11 protein-coding genes are annotated in these 15,101 nt (G+C 61.1%); 7 read left to right on the plus strand and 4 right to left on the minus strand.

What is annotated here, in order from left to right:
• Window positions 1-5: 5 nt before the first annotated feature.
• Together GJ668_RS10925 and GJ668_RS10930 are read right to left on the minus strand one after the other, a co-directional pair.
• On the minus strand, window positions 6-1,544 hold the full coding sequence (locus GJ668_RS10925; RefSeq protein ID WP_155450182.1) for a mechanosensitive ion channel family protein: 1,539 nt from the start codon (window positions 1,542-1,544) through the stop codon (window positions 6-8).
• A 227-nt stretch (window positions 1,545-1,771) separates the two neighbouring features.
• Window positions 1,772-2,350 carry an OmpA family protein gene (locus GJ668_RS10930; protein ID WP_155450183.1) on the minus strand — a complete coding sequence of 193 codons (579 nt, stop codon included), beginning with the start codon at window positions 2,348-2,350 and terminating at the stop codon, window positions 1,772-1,774.
• Window positions 2,351-2,794: 444 nt separating this feature from the next.
• On the opposite strand from GJ668_RS10930, the gene GJ668_RS10935 reads away from it, so the two are divergent.
• Window positions 2,795-3,316: a DUF7931 domain-containing protein gene (locus tag GJ668_RS10935; protein WP_155450184.1), complete on the plus strand. Its 522-nt coding sequence runs from the start codon at window positions 2,795-2,797 to the stop codon at window positions 3,314-3,316.
• A 112-nt stretch (window positions 3,317-3,428) separates the two neighbouring features.
• Here GJ668_RS10935 and GJ668_RS20130 read toward each other — a convergent pair whose 3' ends face one another.
• Window positions 3,429-4,202, minus strand: coding sequence for a hypothetical protein (locus tag GJ668_RS20130; RefSeq protein ID WP_186343039.1), 774 nt, complete (start codon window positions 4,200-4,202; stop codon window positions 3,429-3,431).
• A gap of 388 nt (window positions 4,203-4,590) precedes the next feature.
• Here GJ668_RS20130 and ppsA point away from each other — a divergent pair, with 388 nt between their 5' ends.
• From ppsA to GJ668_RS10955, 3 genes are all read left to right on the plus strand, one after another.
• Complete coding sequence (ppsA, locus tag GJ668_RS21260) at window positions 4,591-8,172, plus strand: phosphoenolpyruvate synthase (RefSeq protein WP_155450185.1); 3,582 nt, start codon at window positions 4,591-4,593, stop codon at window positions 8,170-8,172.
• A 139-nt stretch (window positions 8,173-8,311) separates the two neighbouring features.
• Window positions 8,312-8,536, plus strand: coding sequence for a hypothetical protein (locus GJ668_RS10950; protein ID WP_155450186.1), 225 nt, complete (start codon window positions 8,312-8,314; stop codon window positions 8,534-8,536).
• On the plus strand, window positions 8,536-8,946 hold the full coding sequence (locus tag GJ668_RS10955) for a type II toxin-antitoxin system VapC family toxin (protein WP_155450187.1): 411 nt from the start codon (window positions 8,536-8,538) through the stop codon (window positions 8,944-8,946). The genes GJ668_RS10950 and GJ668_RS10955 overlap by 1 nt, the downstream gene beginning before the upstream one ends.
• On the opposite strand, the gene GJ668_RS10960 is transcribed toward GJ668_RS10955, so the two are convergent.
• Window positions 8,947-10,167, minus strand: coding sequence for an AI-2E family transporter (locus GJ668_RS10960; RefSeq protein WP_155450188.1), 1,221 nt, complete (start codon window positions 10,165-10,167; stop codon window positions 8,947-8,949).
• A gap of 187 nt (window positions 10,168-10,354) precedes the next feature.
• On the opposite strand from GJ668_RS10960, the gene GJ668_RS10965 reads away from it, so the two are divergent.
• The 3 genes from GJ668_RS10965 to GJ668_RS10975 all read left to right on the plus strand — a co-directional run bounded on the left by GJ668_RS10965 (window position 10,355) and on the right by GJ668_RS10975 (window position 15,047).
• On the plus strand, window positions 10,355-11,248 hold the full coding sequence (locus tag GJ668_RS10965) for a transporter substrate-binding domain-containing protein (RefSeq protein WP_155450189.1): 894 nt from the start codon (window positions 10,355-10,357) through the stop codon (window positions 11,246-11,248).
• A 17-nt stretch (window positions 11,249-11,265) separates the two neighbouring features.
• Window positions 11,266-13,992: a putative bifunctional diguanylate cyclase/phosphodiesterase gene (locus GJ668_RS10970; RefSeq protein ID WP_155450190.1), complete on the plus strand. Its 2,727-nt coding sequence runs from the start codon at window positions 11,266-11,268 to the stop codon at window positions 13,990-13,992.
• Window positions 13,993-14,090: 98 nt separating this feature from the next.
• Complete coding sequence (locus GJ668_RS10975) at window positions 14,091-15,047, plus strand: metallophosphoesterase (RefSeq protein ID WP_186343040.1); 957 nt, start codon at window positions 14,091-14,093, stop codon at window positions 15,045-15,047.
• Window positions 15,048-15,101 lie beyond the last annotated feature (54 nt).

The following is a 15,101-nucleotide window of genomic DNA, read 5'->3' on the forward strand; positions in this document are numbered from 1 at the left end:
ACCGTTCAGAACCGGCGCGGCACGCGCGGATGACGCACGCGCAAGCCCTCGATACGCTGCCGGATGTCGCGCAGGCTCAGACGCCCGACCGGCTGACGGCTGGCCGCGCGTGCCGCCTCAGCGGCGTCGATGCGCTCCTTGACGATGCGCGCCAGATGCTCGGCCAGCTCGTGCCGATTCGCCAGCAGAGTGCGCAAAACCTCGAGGTCGATGCGGATCAGGTTGACATCACTGCGCGCGCGCAATTCCAGGAATGACGGCTCATTAGCCAGCATGGTGGTGATGCCGAAATGGTTGCCGGGTGCCAGCACCTCGGTCACGGTGCGAGTGCGATCCGGAAGCGTGATCGCCGCCTCGACCAGTCCGCCGACGACGACATAGAAGGCATCGCTCATCGCCCCCTCGGCGAGGATCACATGGCCGCTGTCGAAGTGGACATAGACGGCACGCGCGGCCATCTGTTCGAGTTCTTCAGCGGTCAGTGATCCGGCCATGTCGAGTCCCTTGAGTGCCAGGAGGATGGTCGGCGGTTCGGTCTGGACCTCTGGCGCGCGTCGGGTGCGCATCTCGCGGACTTCAGGTGCCAGACCAATGCCGGCACGCTGCAAAGCCCAGTGGATCTCGCGAAACAGCTCCTCGCGCCCGCGAAACATCGCCGGATAGTTGCGCAGATGCACCCAGACCATATAGCTATAGGGCACCGTGGTGGCGTCGGCCAGACGCACGATCGGATGCGGAAACTTGAGGACCGACTCGCAGCGCAGCGCGGCATCCAGGATCAGTGCGGTCGCAAAACGTGGATCGACCTCGGACGGGATCTTGACGAAATACCAGGGCGCGAACAGATGCTGGTCGCCGTGGAGATTCTTGAGCGACTCGCTGGCCATGCGCGAATTGGGGATGACATGGGTGGCATTGTCCCAGCCACGCAGCCGCGTGGCGCGCCAGTTCAGATCGATGACCTGACCGACGATGCCGTCCGGTAGCTCGATCCAGTCGCCCAGGTTGAACGGGCGTTCGATGCCAAGCGCGATTCCTGAGAACAGATCGCCCAGCGTGCGCTGCAAGGCCAGACCGAGCACGGCGGCCGCCACACCCGTCGACAGCCAGACCCCGGTGAAGGAGACGTCCTGGCTCCAGAGAAAGAACGCCAGCCCGATGAACATGAAGGCGCCATGGATGAGCCCCATCATCAGTTTAGGGATGCGCTCGACCAGCGCCTCGGTCCGGGCCGCCAGGATGGACTCGATCAGGCGCGCCACCAGCCAGCCACTGATCACATAGACCAGGCCCAGCGTGGCGACTCGGATCAACGCGGTCGTGCTATCCAGACCCAGGGTACGCGCGGCCAGATCGGTCAGGGCACCCAGCACCAGCAGCACCAGTGGCAACAGCGCCAGATCCAGCACCGCCGAGAGCACCGGCAGACGCTCGGCGAGCCAACGCCCCTGAAGCAGGCCCTTACCAAGGCGCCAGAGGCCAAACAGCAGCATGGTCGACAGCCAGATCCACCAATGCAGCTCGACGAAGGATTCGAAAGACATCGCCTAAACGCTTAACGCCCTCAAGCTAAAAAAGGCCGATCACGCGCAAGCATGACCGGCCCCGCCATAAGCCCCAGTCGGGGGGATGAGGCTCATTGGACTCAGAAACTTGGGAGGGAGGACTTGGGCATCGAGCTGTCAAACGCAGGATCGGTGCCTTTATGTCGATCGGGTGCGCCGTCACACGATTGGCGGCGGCACCCCCCGATCGTGGGATGGGTCAACGATCAGTAGTCGGCGTTGATCCGCACGCGACGCTGCTCGACGGAGTAAATGTCGACTCCAGGCAGCATGTCAGACTTGCCACGGCTCTCGACCGAAACAATGTCCTGAGGCGAGATACCACGGCTGATCATATAGTCCTGCACGGCCTCGGCGCGACGCTGGCCGAGCTGATAGTTGTAGGCATCAGAACCCTTGGCGTCGGTGTGGCCGGTCAGCGAGATGCGCTCTTGCACTTCAGAGTTCTTGACCTGGGCGATGTAGTCGTCGAGACGACGCAGTTCGTTATCATTGACGACGTTCTCCATGCGGTACTTGTCGAACTCGAAGTTCAGACGCACGGTGAACTCCTTGGGAGCCGGCGGTGCGGCGGCGACACAGGGCTCCAGGTCACTTGGACCATGCAGGCTCTGCCAGCACTCGCCATAGTTGTTCACCCACGCCGTACCCTCGGGCTTGGCCGACCAGAAGTGTTCCATGTTGTAGTCACTGGCGCTCACGGCCGCCGGAGCAGACAGTGCCGCCGCCATTGCAAGCGGGGCAGCCAGGGCAGCGAGGCGTTTGAATAAAGGTTGTTTGCGCATCTTTTTGGCTTCCTGTTGAGGTGGTGGAGATGATCGAATCGGAGAACCCGTGGTTTAGCCGAAATACAGGTCAGTTGCAAAAATCGCTCATGATCCTTAACGCTAAGCCCTCTTTCCGCCTCGGGAATCTCACTGGCGAAATGGTCGGAGCGCGGACGCGGCTCACTAGGAACCGGTCGTTTTAACACAGACATTTTAGCCCACAAGAGGAGCAAAAGTGCAACTTTTTATAAAGTCGCGACATATTTACAACGTTTTCCTTGAAAACGCAACACTCGCCAGCCGTGAGAGGCGCAAGAATCGCTATCAAAGCGGGATTCAGTCAAATTTAGTGCGTTACATATCTACAACAGCCAGAGCGACGAGCCAACGGCGCCAGCCGCGTTTGGAGGCGCGCTTGTATGCCTGTCGCACCGTCTCTGTACATCACAACCTGTAACAACCATGCCTAACGAGACCTCCCTCTTCTCAACAGCGCCGGACGTCGGTAGCCGACGCCTGACACTCACGGGTAGCCAGGATATTGCCGGGATCAGCGCCGACATGGCCGCGCGCGCCAGACGTGAATTGCTGATCTATGGCCCAACGCTCGACCCGGTGCTCTACGATCAGGCGCCTTTTTTGGAGGCCATCAGACGTCTCGCGCTGGAGCGTCCCGGACTCTGTGTGCGCGTCATGGTGTTCGACCCGCGCGCGGCGAGCCAGAGCGGGCACCGACTGATCGAGCTGGCACGACGACTGACCTCGCGCATCGCCATACAGCGCGTGGCGGATGAGGATCGGGATCGTCTCGATGCTTTCCTGGTCGTCGACGAACGGCGCTACGTTCGGCGTCGTCTGGCTGACAGACTGGAGGCAATCGCCGACTACGATGACCCGCCGGCCGCGCGACGTTTGGTTCAGGAATTCGAGCGGCTTTGGGAACGCAGCAGCGTCGACGCCGAATTGCGTCAGCTTTTCATTTGAGCATGCGCGACGGTCGAGCGTGCAGACCCTTGGGGGATATCTTGAGGGGATGATGAAGGGCAGTAGACAGGCCGCGCGCCAAGGGCGCGCGACCCGTGGGGCAGGCTTAGTTTTAGGAGCGCGGTCCCATGTGCAGCATCCAAGCCGGCATCGGACGCTTGATGGGCGCCGGTTCCGCGGACACAGGGGCTTCTTCAGCGACCGGAGCGGCCTCTTCGGCTGCCGGGGCTTCTTCAGCGACCGGAGCGGCCTCTTCGGCTGCCGGGGCTTCTTCAGCGACCGGAGCGGCCTCTTCGACTGCCGGAGCTTCTTCAGCGACCGGAGCGGCCTCTTCGACTGCCGGGGCTTCTTCAGCGACCGGAGCGGCCTCTTCGACTGCCGGAGCTTCTTCAGCAACTGGAGCGGCCTCCTCAGCTGCCGGGGCTTCTTCAGCGACCGGAGCGGCCTCTTCGACTGCCGGCGCCTCTTCAGCGACTGGAGCGGCTTCCTCGGCTGCCGGAGCTTCTTCAGCGACCGGAGCGGCTTCCTCGGCTGCCGGAGCTTCTTCAGCCACCGGAGCGGCCTCTTCCGCGGCCGGGGCTTCTTCAGCGACCGGAGCGGCCTCTTCGACTGCCGGGGCGTCTTCAGCGACCGGAGCGGCTTCTTCAACCGCTGGAGCGGGCGCGGCTGGCGGTGGGGTTAGAGCCACAGTCCCGATCGGAGCAATGTTGGCGGCGACCTCACTCGGCGGTAGCGGTGGCGCATCACCATAGAGCGCGTCGGTGGAGATGACATAGAAGGCCCCAGCCGCGACGACGATCCCAACGCCGCGCACGATGAGCTGACCGTTGTCGCTGGCCCCCAGCATGGCTCGCAGTTGCGCGAGGCCGGGCAATTCTTCACTCATTTGAATTTCCTCTCGGTTCGAGTATCGATCTGGATCGGTTTGGATACGGTTAGGCGCGCCTAGGCTGCCTGAACAGACCCGCTGGTTCAAGACAAGAATGTGGTGTCCGCGCCAGGAAGTGAATCCAGAGCGCGAAACGGCAACCGCCAATCCAGCGCGGTTCAATGCTCAGGATTGATGGACTCTCGGGACGTCCGCTGTCCGGCTGGGGTATATTTTCCAGATTATTACGCGGTCATTGCAACCGACGATCATCCGTTCGGGGGCGGCTCGACCCGATCTCTCGCCGTGGCCCATGCTGAATCGCCCGCCTGGATGGGTCCAGACCCTACTGGACCGCACCGCTCGAATACCTTCAATAGCAAGACAAGACTGGAGTAGCACAACGATGACCGACTACGTCCGCTGGCTGAGCGATCTCGGGATGGACGATGTCCCCGTCGTCGGAGGCAAGAACGCCTCTCTCGGCGAGATGATCCAGAATCTGACCCATCTCGGCGTGAGTGTGCCGGGCGGCTTTGCCACCACTGCCGACGCCTATCGCGAGTTTCTCGCCAAGGATGGACTCGACGAGCGCATCCAGTCGGTCCTCGACGCGCTGGACGTGGAAGACGTCAGCGCGCTGGCCGAGGCTGGACCGCGCATCCGTGGCTGGGTGATGGAGCAGCCCTTCCCGGCTGAGCTGGATGCGGCCATCGATGCGGCCTATGCCAAGCTGACCGCTGAAGCCGGAACCGATGAGGTCTCCTGGGCCGTGCGGTCCTCGGCAACGGCTGAAGATCTGCCGGACGCTTCCTTCGCCGGTCAGCAGGAGACCTTCCTCAACGTTCATGGACTCGACAACATCAAGCACCGGATCAAGGAAGTCTTCGCCTCGCTGTTCAACGACCGCGCCATCTCCTATCGCGTCCATCAGGGCTTTGAGCATCGGCATGTCGCCCTGTCGGCCGGTATTCAGCGCATGGTGCGCAGTGATCTGGCGTCCTCGGGTGTGATGTTCACGCTCGACACCGAGTCGGGTTTCCGTGATGCCGTCTTCATCACTGCCAGCTATGGTCTGGGCGAGATGGTCGTGCAGGGCGCGGTCAATCCGGACGAGTTCTATGTCCACAAGCCGACGCTGGTCGCGGGGCGTCCGGCGATCCTGCGCCGCACCGTCGGCGACAAGGCCATCCGCATGGTCTACAGCGATCCAGAACACGATGCGCATGTGAAAACCGAGCCGGTGCCCGAGGAGCTGCGTCCACGCTTCAGCCTCACCGATGACGAGGTCCAGGAACTGGCCAAGCAGGCGATCCTGATCGAGCAGCATTATGGCCGTCCGATGGACATCGAGTGGGCCAAGGACGGAACCGACGGCAACCTCTATGTCGTCCAGGCGCGTCCTGAGACGGTCCAGAGCCGCACCGGCAACGTCATCGAGCGTTATATCCTCAAGGGCAAGGGTCCGGTGCTCACGACCGGACGCAGTATCGGCAGCCGTATCGGCGCCGGTGCCGCGCGCATCGTCGAGAGCATTGCCGACATGAACAAGGTTCAGCCCGGCGATGTGCTCATCACCGACATGACCGACCCCGACTGGGAGCCGGTGATGAAGCGTGCGGCGGCGATCGTCACCAATCGCGGTGGGCGTACCTGCTTCTCGGGCGACACACGACTTCTGACCAACAAGGGCTTCATGTCCTTCGCTGAGGTCCATGAGCAGGGTCACGAGGGGCTGAGCGTCCCGGCGCTCGACCGCACCTCGCTCAAGGTCGAATGGAAGCCGGTCGAGGCGGTCATGAAGAAACAGGCCAAGACCATCCGGGTCGAGGTTTCGCAGACCGGACGCATGCAGGGCAACACCCTGACCCTAACACCCGATCACAAGATGCTCAATCTCGCTGACGGCGCGCTCGTCGACACCGAGATGCAGCAGATGCTGGCCGATGAAGACGCCGTGCTGCTGGCCCAGCATCTGCCCGCGCTGGCGAGTTCCACCGGCAAGGAGCGTTCGCTGGCCTATCTGCTTGGCGGCCTGATGAGCGATGGCCACATCTATCTGAACCGCACCCATGGCGAAGTGACCTTCATCCAGAAGCCGACTGAACTCAAGCAGCAGTTCATCGAGCGGATGAATGAAGCACTGGTGGAGAACTATGGCAAACGCTTCAGCGTCTCGACCAAACAGGTCTCGCAAGGCTTCATCCGTGGCGTTCAGGTCGTTGGTCAGGCCAATGCCTATCGCTGTTATTCCAAGGCCATCGCCGAGGATCTGAGCCGCGAACAGGACACCATTGTCACCACGTTGCTGAAGTCCGACCGCGAACTGGCCGCGCACTTCCTGGCCGGTCTGATCGACGGCGATGGGTGCTTCAAAAACGGGCGCGTCAACCTCTATGTGTCCGATGAAGAAACCCTGCAAGCCGTGATCGTGGCTTGTCTGCGGCTCGGTACCGTGCCTCAGGTCACGCGCAACCGTCATATCCATAACGTGCAGATCGTCGAGCAGCTCGATCTGATCGGTCGTTATACTCAGCGCGTCGCTTGTCGTGACGAGCGTCAGGTTGGCAGCCGCTTCTTCAACGCCCGTCAACTGTTCGCGCCCAACGTCAACTCAGACATCAACAACCGGGTCAGAAAGGGCTATCTGGTCACCGAGCGCGCCATCCGCGAGGCGCTGCCGAAGCTGGAGACCGAACACGCCCAGCGGCTGCATACCCTGCTGGAGTCGGATCTGCGTCAGGCGCGCGTGCGGCAGGTCGAGGACGGCGACGAGCAAGCCGTCTACAACATCACCGTCGCCGACCATCACAACTACATCGTCTTCACTGAGCGCTATACGCCGGTGATGGTCAACAACTGTCACGCGGCGATCATTGCCCGCGAGCTGGGCGTCCCCGCCGTGGTCGGTTGCAACAATGCCACCGAGATGGTTCAGGAAGGCCAGCCGGTCACGGTGAGCTGTGCCGAGGGTGACACCGGCTTCATCTACGACGGTCAGCTCGACTTTGAGTACAAGACTGTGGAACTCTCGGCCATGCCCGAGATCCCGGTCAAGATCATGATGAACGTCGGCAACCCGGATCGGGCCTTTGCGTTCTCGGCCACGCCCAACGCCGGTATCGGTCTGGCGCGGCTGGAGTTCATCATCAACAACATGATCGGCATCCATCCCAAGGCGCTGCTCGAATTCGACCAGTTACCGGCGGATCTCAAGGCGCAGATCGCCCCGCGTATCGCCGCCTATGCCAGCCCGCGCGAGTTCTATGTCGCCAAGCTGGCCGAGGGGATCTCGACACTGGCTGCGGCGTTCGCGCCCAACACCGTCATCGTGCGCATGTCGGACTTCAAGTCCAACGAATACGCCAACCTGATCGGCGGTCCGCGCTACGAGCCGGAGGAAGAGAACCCGATGATCGGCTTCCGTGGCGCCGGACGTTATGTGGCCGAGAACTTCCGCGACTGCTTCGAGATGGAATGCGAGGCGCTCAAGCGGGTGCGCAACGACATGGGGTTGACCAATGTCGAGATCATGATCCCCTTCGTGCGCACCCTGGGTCAGGCCAAGGCCGTCACTGAGGCGCTGTCGGTACAGGGTCTGGAGCGTGGCAAGGATGGACTGCGGCTGATCATGATGTGCGAGCTGCCGTCCAACGCCGTGCTGGCCGAGGAGTTCCTGGAGTATTTCGACGGCTTCTCGATTGGCTCCAACGACATGACCCAGCTCACGCTCGGTCTGGACCGCGATTCGAGCCTGGTGGCCGAGCACTTCGACGAGCGCGATCCGGCGGTCAAGAAGATGCTCTCCATGTCGATCGCCGCCTGCCGCGCTCAGGGCAAGTATGTCGGCATCTGCGGCCAGGGGCCGTCGGACCACAAGGACTTCGCCGACTGGCTGCTCAAGCAGGGCATCAGCAGCATCTCGCTCAATCCCGACACTGTGATCGACACCTGGCTCTATCTAGCCGAGCAGGCCAAGACGCTCTGATCCGGCGCGTTCAAGGTCGGTGCAACGAAAATCCCCCGCTTGGGGGATTTTTTGTTGGCGCGGACTTGCGACGAAGATTGCGGCCTCTGTTCGGCTTTGCCAGAATCTCTGGCTGAACACATCGAACCCGAGGTCTTCCATGCAGATCGAAGCCGAGGTCTCACGAGACGGCATCCTCACGGCCAAAGTCCCGGCGCGGTATCGCGGAAAGCATGTGCGCATCCGCATTGAGGACCGTGACAGCCCAGCGTCATCGCAATGGCAAGCCTTGTCCGCCATGCTCGACGAGATCGAGGCAGCTGACATTCCGCGCCGCAGCCATCACGAAATACTGGACACCGTGCGCGACTTCCGCGAGTCGTGATGAAACTCGCCTATGTCGATACCTGTGTGTGGATCACCCTGATCGAAGGCTTGGACCGCTATCGACCGCCGATCCGTGCCGCGCTGGCGAGCTTGGCCGAGGATGGCTGGGAATTCTGCGCCTCTGACGCCGTGCGGCTGGAAGTCCTGATTCGACCGCAGCGCCTGAGGCAGGATCGGCTGATCGAGCTGTATCGTGGTCTGCTCGACACCAGTCGGACCTTGAGCATTCCGGCAACAGTGTTCGCCGATGCGCTGACCGTGGCGCGTGTCGATGGACTGAAGGCGATGGATGCCGTGCATGTGGGGATCGCCAGACATCACGGGTGCGGACGCTTCGTCACCACCGACCCGCATTTCAATTCCCTGCAAACGATTGAGCCTGTCTGGATTGCGCTTCCAGCGGATTGATCAGCAGTGCTGTTTTTGCTCCTTGCCCGACTGATTCGAAGCCTGTTCAGGATTGGACGATGACTCACTCGACGCCTCCAAGTCTAACGCCGAGTCGCTGGGTTGAGTATCGTGCTCTTCAGGCGCGTCGAGCGTCCCCTGAGTGACCTGCTCGACCAGCAATTCCCCCACCTCGGGCAGCACATCGGCGAACTCGACGCCATAAATCTCCCAGATCGAGATCAGGAGCGAGGCAATCACCGGACCGATGAAGAGTCCCGGCAGCCCGAACATGAAGAGACCACCGAGCGTGCTGAAGAAAATCATCAGCTCGTGCATCTTGGTGTCCTTGCCGACCAGGATCGGGCGCAGCAGATTGTCCAGGCTACCGACGATCAGACCACAGAAGAGTCCGAGCAGAACGCCCGTCAGCACCGCGCCCTGGAAGATGAGGATGATCACGGCGGGAATCCACACCAGCGCCGCGCCGACATTGGGGATGATCGACAGCAGCGCCATCACCGTCCCCCAAAAGACGGCGTTGTCGATTCCGGCGACAGCAAAGGCGATGCCGGCCAGGCTGCCCTGCAGCAGTCCGATGAACAATGACCCCTTGAGCGTCGCGCGCGTCACTGAGGTGAACTTGTCGAGCAGCAGACGCTCATCGCGGGTCTGGAGCGGCAGGTAATAGAGCAGCTTGAGGATGAGCTTCGGCCCGTCCATCAGCAGGAAGAACAGGCTGTAGAGCAGCACGAAGGTCAGGAAGATGAAGTTGGCGGTCTTGAGCGTGGCCGACGACACCCAGTCGACGAGGAGCTTGCTGATGATGGTTGCCACCTGCCCGGCTTGTTCGAGGATCAGGCCGCGATGCAGGATGACCTCGTCGTAGAAAGGGAGATGTTGGAGCACGGCCATGAAGTCGGTCGGATCCTCGATCACGCCCCGGACCCAGATCGTGATCAGTTCACTGACATCCAGTGCCTGGCCGATCAGCACCGTGATCAGGAAGATCGCTGGGATCAGCACCATGACCGCGATCAGCAGCAGGGTCAGGAGTGAGGCGACCGGCGCGCTACAGCTGAGCCGGGCTTGCAGCCGCAGATAGAGCGGACGCGCAAGGGCACTGAAGATCCCGGCGAGCAGGAGTGTCATCAGGAACGGCTGGATCATGGCCAGGAAGAGCGCCGAGATCCCGAGCGCCATCAAAATGATGACAGATTTGGTCAGTGTATCTTGGGTCATGACAGCGGACTCCGGGAGTTGATACCTAGCGGGAAGCATCGCGCACACCCCAACCCAGGCGGCTAAACTGTGTCTGACTTGGTTGGCATGGGTTTTTCCCAGTCACGCCATTCCGGCTTGCCTGGCATCAAAGATCCTGCCCATTACAGTTCGATTCTAGCCTGAGATTCCGCACGGAAACGAGACTATGACTGCATATCGTTTGTACTCGCTTGCTGCACTTCTTGCCGGTGGCCTCCTGGCGGGTTTTACCACCACGGCTGCTGACCTGCCCGAGATCAAGGCCAGAGGCGAACTGCGCCATCTCGGTATTCGCTACGCCAACTTCGTAACCGGCACCGGCGACGGCTTCGACGCCGAGCTGACGCAAGGATTTGCCGATTACCTGGGCGTGGATTACACACTGGTCTACAGTGACTTCTATTCGGTGATCCGTGATCTGCTCGGCAAGAATGTGGTGCGTTCGGGCGACAGCGTGACTCTGGAGGGCGACTTCCCCATCAAGGGCGACATGATCGCAAGTGGCTTCACGGTCTTGCCCTGGCGAGAGCAGATCCTGCTCTATTCCGAGCCGACCTTCCCCTCGCAGGTGATGCTGATCGCCCGCGCCGACTCACCAATCCGGCCGATCCAAGGCAGCGAAGATTTGGCTAAGGACATCCAGGAGACCAAGGCGCTCATCGGCAGCCAAAGTCTGCTGGTCATGGAAAAGACCTGTCTGGATCCGGCGAACTATGGTTTACAGGGACAGGGAATCGAGCTGCGTGTCTATACCAAGAGCAGTAATATCAACGAAATGGTGCCCGCTTTGCTGCACCTGGAGGCGGATCTGTCGCTCCTGGACGTTCCGGACCTCATGCTCGACATGCAGAAGTGGGCCGGAACCTTCAAGGTCATCGGCCCTATCTCAGAGGAACAGACGCTGGCCGCAGCCTTCCCCAAGGATGCGCCGCAGCTGCGCGACGCTTTCAACGACTATCTGCGCCAGATCAAGGTCAACGGAACCTATGATCGTCTGGTGCAAAAATACTATCCAGGCGCGCGAAGCTATTTTCCCGCCTTCTTTGCCGAACAGAACTGAGATGAGGGGAAAGGGCGATGACATCCTGGCCGAAACGCCGACACGGATGGCTGGTTCTGGCCGCCGCTGCCTTTTCCCTCTACCTGGCGCTCCTGCTAGCGAACGCCTACCAATCCAACGGTCAATTGCGCGCCGCCGCCGAGATGCGCCTGTTTGCCGAGGCGCAGCAAACCGCCACTCTGATGAGCGACTTTCTGGCGGACCAGGAAAGTTTCGTACTCGACCTCGCAGAGGTGCAGTCGATCGAGACCTTTCTCGTCAACAAGGCCCTCGGCATGTCGATGCGCTATGGACTGAACGCCAATCTCTCAGCGATCGAGGAGAGCTTCCGTCGCAAACTCACACAGAAGCGCCTGCTTGGCGCACCTGTCTACGAGCGCCTGCTCTATTTCGACGAAGAGGGTCTTTTGATCGTCGATACTAATCCAGGGCATCCGATCGACGCGCCTATCAGCGGTCATGATCCAGAAGCCAAGCTCATCATCGACGAGGAGAACGGTAAGATCCTTGCCGCCGCACCCGTCGACTACCATGGCCAACCGCACGGCACCGTAATCACGGTATCCAGCCTCGATCTACTCTCACGCTATCTGACCTCGTCCACAGCCAACCTGGGCTTTTGGCAGTTTCTCATCACCAAAACGGGACGGGTACTGACGGATGACAGCAGAACTGGGTTGGGCGGCGCACCTTCTCCGACCCTCGCCGGGATCCCACCGGCAAAGCTGATCCCTATCGGCGAGCGTCCGAAGCTCGCCATGACTCCACTGGCCGCCGACTTCGATCTGGTCTTGCGCATCCCCGTCGCGCACACCGAGCTCTCAGTCATCACAGCGCTGCCCGCCTCGCTGCTCTATGGACACATCACCTCGCAGAGAGTCCTCTACTTCGCCAGCAGCGTACCGCCGATTCTTTTGCTCTCGGCGCTCTGGATCAGTCGCATGCGTCAGCGCACCCAACGCCTCGAGGCCGATGTCCGCGAGTCCAACCGCGACCGCGCGGAACTCAAGGACCGCAACGATGCATTGACCGCCGAGATTGTCCGACGTCAAACACTGGAGCGGCAGTTGCGCGAAAGCGAGGAACGCTACCGCATGTATATCGAGCATGCTCCAGAAGGCATCTTTGTTGCAGATAATCTCGGGCGCTTCGTGGATGCCAATCCCTCGGCGTGTGCCATGGTCGGCTACAGCCGCTCCGAGCTGCTCAGGATGACCGTCACCGATCTTTCACCGCCGGACCAGGTTAGCGTGTACCTTGCCGCGTTCGAGCAAATCCTGGCCAATGGTCGGCACGAGCTGGAGATCACTCTGCGTCGCAAGGAGGGCCACGACATCGTTGGCAGCCTGCGTGCAATCACCTTGCCCGGTGATTTCGTCATGGGTTTCTGCACGGACATCACGGCGCGTAAGCTTGCCGAAGAGCAGATCCATAATCTGGCCTATTTCGATCCACTGACTGAACTCCCGAATCGTCGCCTTCTCCTTGACCGCCTGCGCCAGACAATGGTCGTAAGCAGTCGACATCAGGAATATGGCGCCTTGCTCATGATCGATCTGGATCATTTCAAGGATCTCAATGACACCCAGGGCCATGACATCGGGGATCGCCTGCTGACTGAGGTCGCTCGTCGCCTCACCGCGAGCGTGCGGCGCGAGGACACGGTCGCTCGGTTGGGCGGGGACGAATATGTCATCGTCGCGGGTGAACTCGGAACAGATGAATCCGGGGCGGCGCTGCTGGCTGAGCAGATCGCCGAGCAGATCCACTGTGCGCTCGGCCGACCCTATATGTTGGAGGAGGGACGCCTCACGTATCACAGCTCCGCCAGTGTTGGCGTGACCTTGTTTTGCGGCCAGGAGATCGGCGTCGAGCTGCTGCTCAAGCAAGCGGATGTCGCCCTTTACCAAGCCAAGTATGCGGGTCGCAACACCATCCGCTTTTTCAATCCAGACATGCAAGCCGCCATCGACGCCCGGGCGACGCTGGAAACGGCCTTGCGACGCGCTATGAACTCCGACGAGTTAAGCCTCTATTTTCAACCGCAAGTGGATCGCGACGGACGTGTGATCGGCGCCGAGGCACTGCTGCGCTGGCTACCGTCCGACGCCGAGCCCATTTCTCCGACGCGCTTCATTCCCTTGGCCGAAGAGACCGGACTCATCATCCCGATCGGTCTCTGGGTGCTTGAGCAGGCCTGCGCACAGTTAGGTGCCTGGCAGGCAGATGCCAGCACACGAGAGCTGGTGCTCTCAATCAATGTCAGTGCCTGCCAGTTCCACCAGCCAGACTTCGTCGTCCAGGTACAGGAAACGATCGCTGAATTCGGAATCGATGCGACACATCTGAAGCTCGAACTGACCGAGAGTCTGGTGCTCGACCGCATCGATCAGGTCATTGCGCGCATGCACATGCTCAAGGATCTCGGTGTAAGCTTTTCACTCGACGACTTCGGAACCGGCTACTCATCGTTGTCGTATCTCAAGCGGCTCCCGATCGACCAGGTCAAGATCGACCAGTCGTTCGTGCGAGATCTCGCGCACGACCAGAACGACGCGGCCATCGTGCGGGCTGTGCTGGCCATGAGCCGGTCGCTGGGGTTGAATGTCATCGCCGAGGGTGTCGAGACCGCGGAGCAGTTCGACTTCCTGCTCAGTCACGGTTGCGAGCAGTTCCAGGGCTACTTGTTCGGCAAACCAGCCCCAATCGACGATTTTCCAGCCAAGGTCATAGGGGTAGGATGACAGCTGCTGTTCGGGGTAAGCCAACATCAGTGCAAGAGTAACGGCCCGCGCGCCGGCGCGCCCGTTACAAAACACCGTCCAGACATGGAGTCCAGCTCGTGAGCTACGACATCATCGGCGACATTCATGGACATGCGGATGCCTTGAAGGCCTTGCTGGTTCAACTTGGCTACCGCGAGCACAGCGGTGCCTGGCGCCACCCGGAGCGTCAGACCATCTTCCTGGGCGATTTCATCGATCGCGGCCCCCAGCAAACCGAGACCCTGGACATCGTCCGGCGCATGATGGATACAGGCCGTGCGCTGGCCGTGATGGGAAACCACGAATTCAATGCCATTGCCTGGTTCCTGCCCAATCCCCGCGCGCCAGGCGACTCCCTGCGCTCGAACCGCCTGGACAAGAATCGTCGTCAGCACAGTGCCTTCCTCAACGCGGTGGCGGACAAACCGCTACAGCACAAATCCTATATCGACTGGTTCCTGAGCCTGCCACTGTGGCTGGAACTGCCGGGTCTGAACATCGTCCACGCCTGCTGGCATCCGGATCACCTGGCCTACCTGGCGCCGCGTCTCGATGCCGACCGCTGTCTGAACGCGGACCTTATGGTCGAAGCAACCCAGGAACCCGAGGACGCAGCGGAAAAGAACAGCCCCGAACCCAGCCTGTTCAAAGCCGTCGAGGCGCTACTCAAAGGGATCGAGATTCCGCTCCCGCCCGGCGCATCCTTCTGGGATAAGGATGGCCACGCGCGTCAGCATGTACGCATCCGCTGGTGGGATTCCACGGCGACCACCTATGATCAAGTCGCGCTGTTGCCCGACACCGAGCGAGCGCAACTGCCCAAACAGCCGATTCCCGAGCCTGTCAGCATTCGACAGGATCACGGCAAACTGGTGTTCATCGGCCATTACTGGATGACCGGCCAGCCTGAATCGCTGTCGGATTCCGTGATCTGCGTGGATTACAGCGTGGCCAAAGGCGGCAAGCTCGTCGCCTACCGCTGGGACGGTGAGGCGACGCCAAATCGGGCCAACTTTCAGTGGGTGGGCGAATAGCGGTCGCGCCTGAAGGGACTTGCATCCATGGTTGCTTCAAAGTGTCGAAGGCGA

The sequence above is a fragment of the Allochromatium palmeri genome, from assembly GCF_009720725.1.
Lineage (GTDB): Bacteria > Pseudomonadota > Gammaproteobacteria > Chromatiales > Chromatiaceae > Thermochromatium > Thermochromatium palmeri.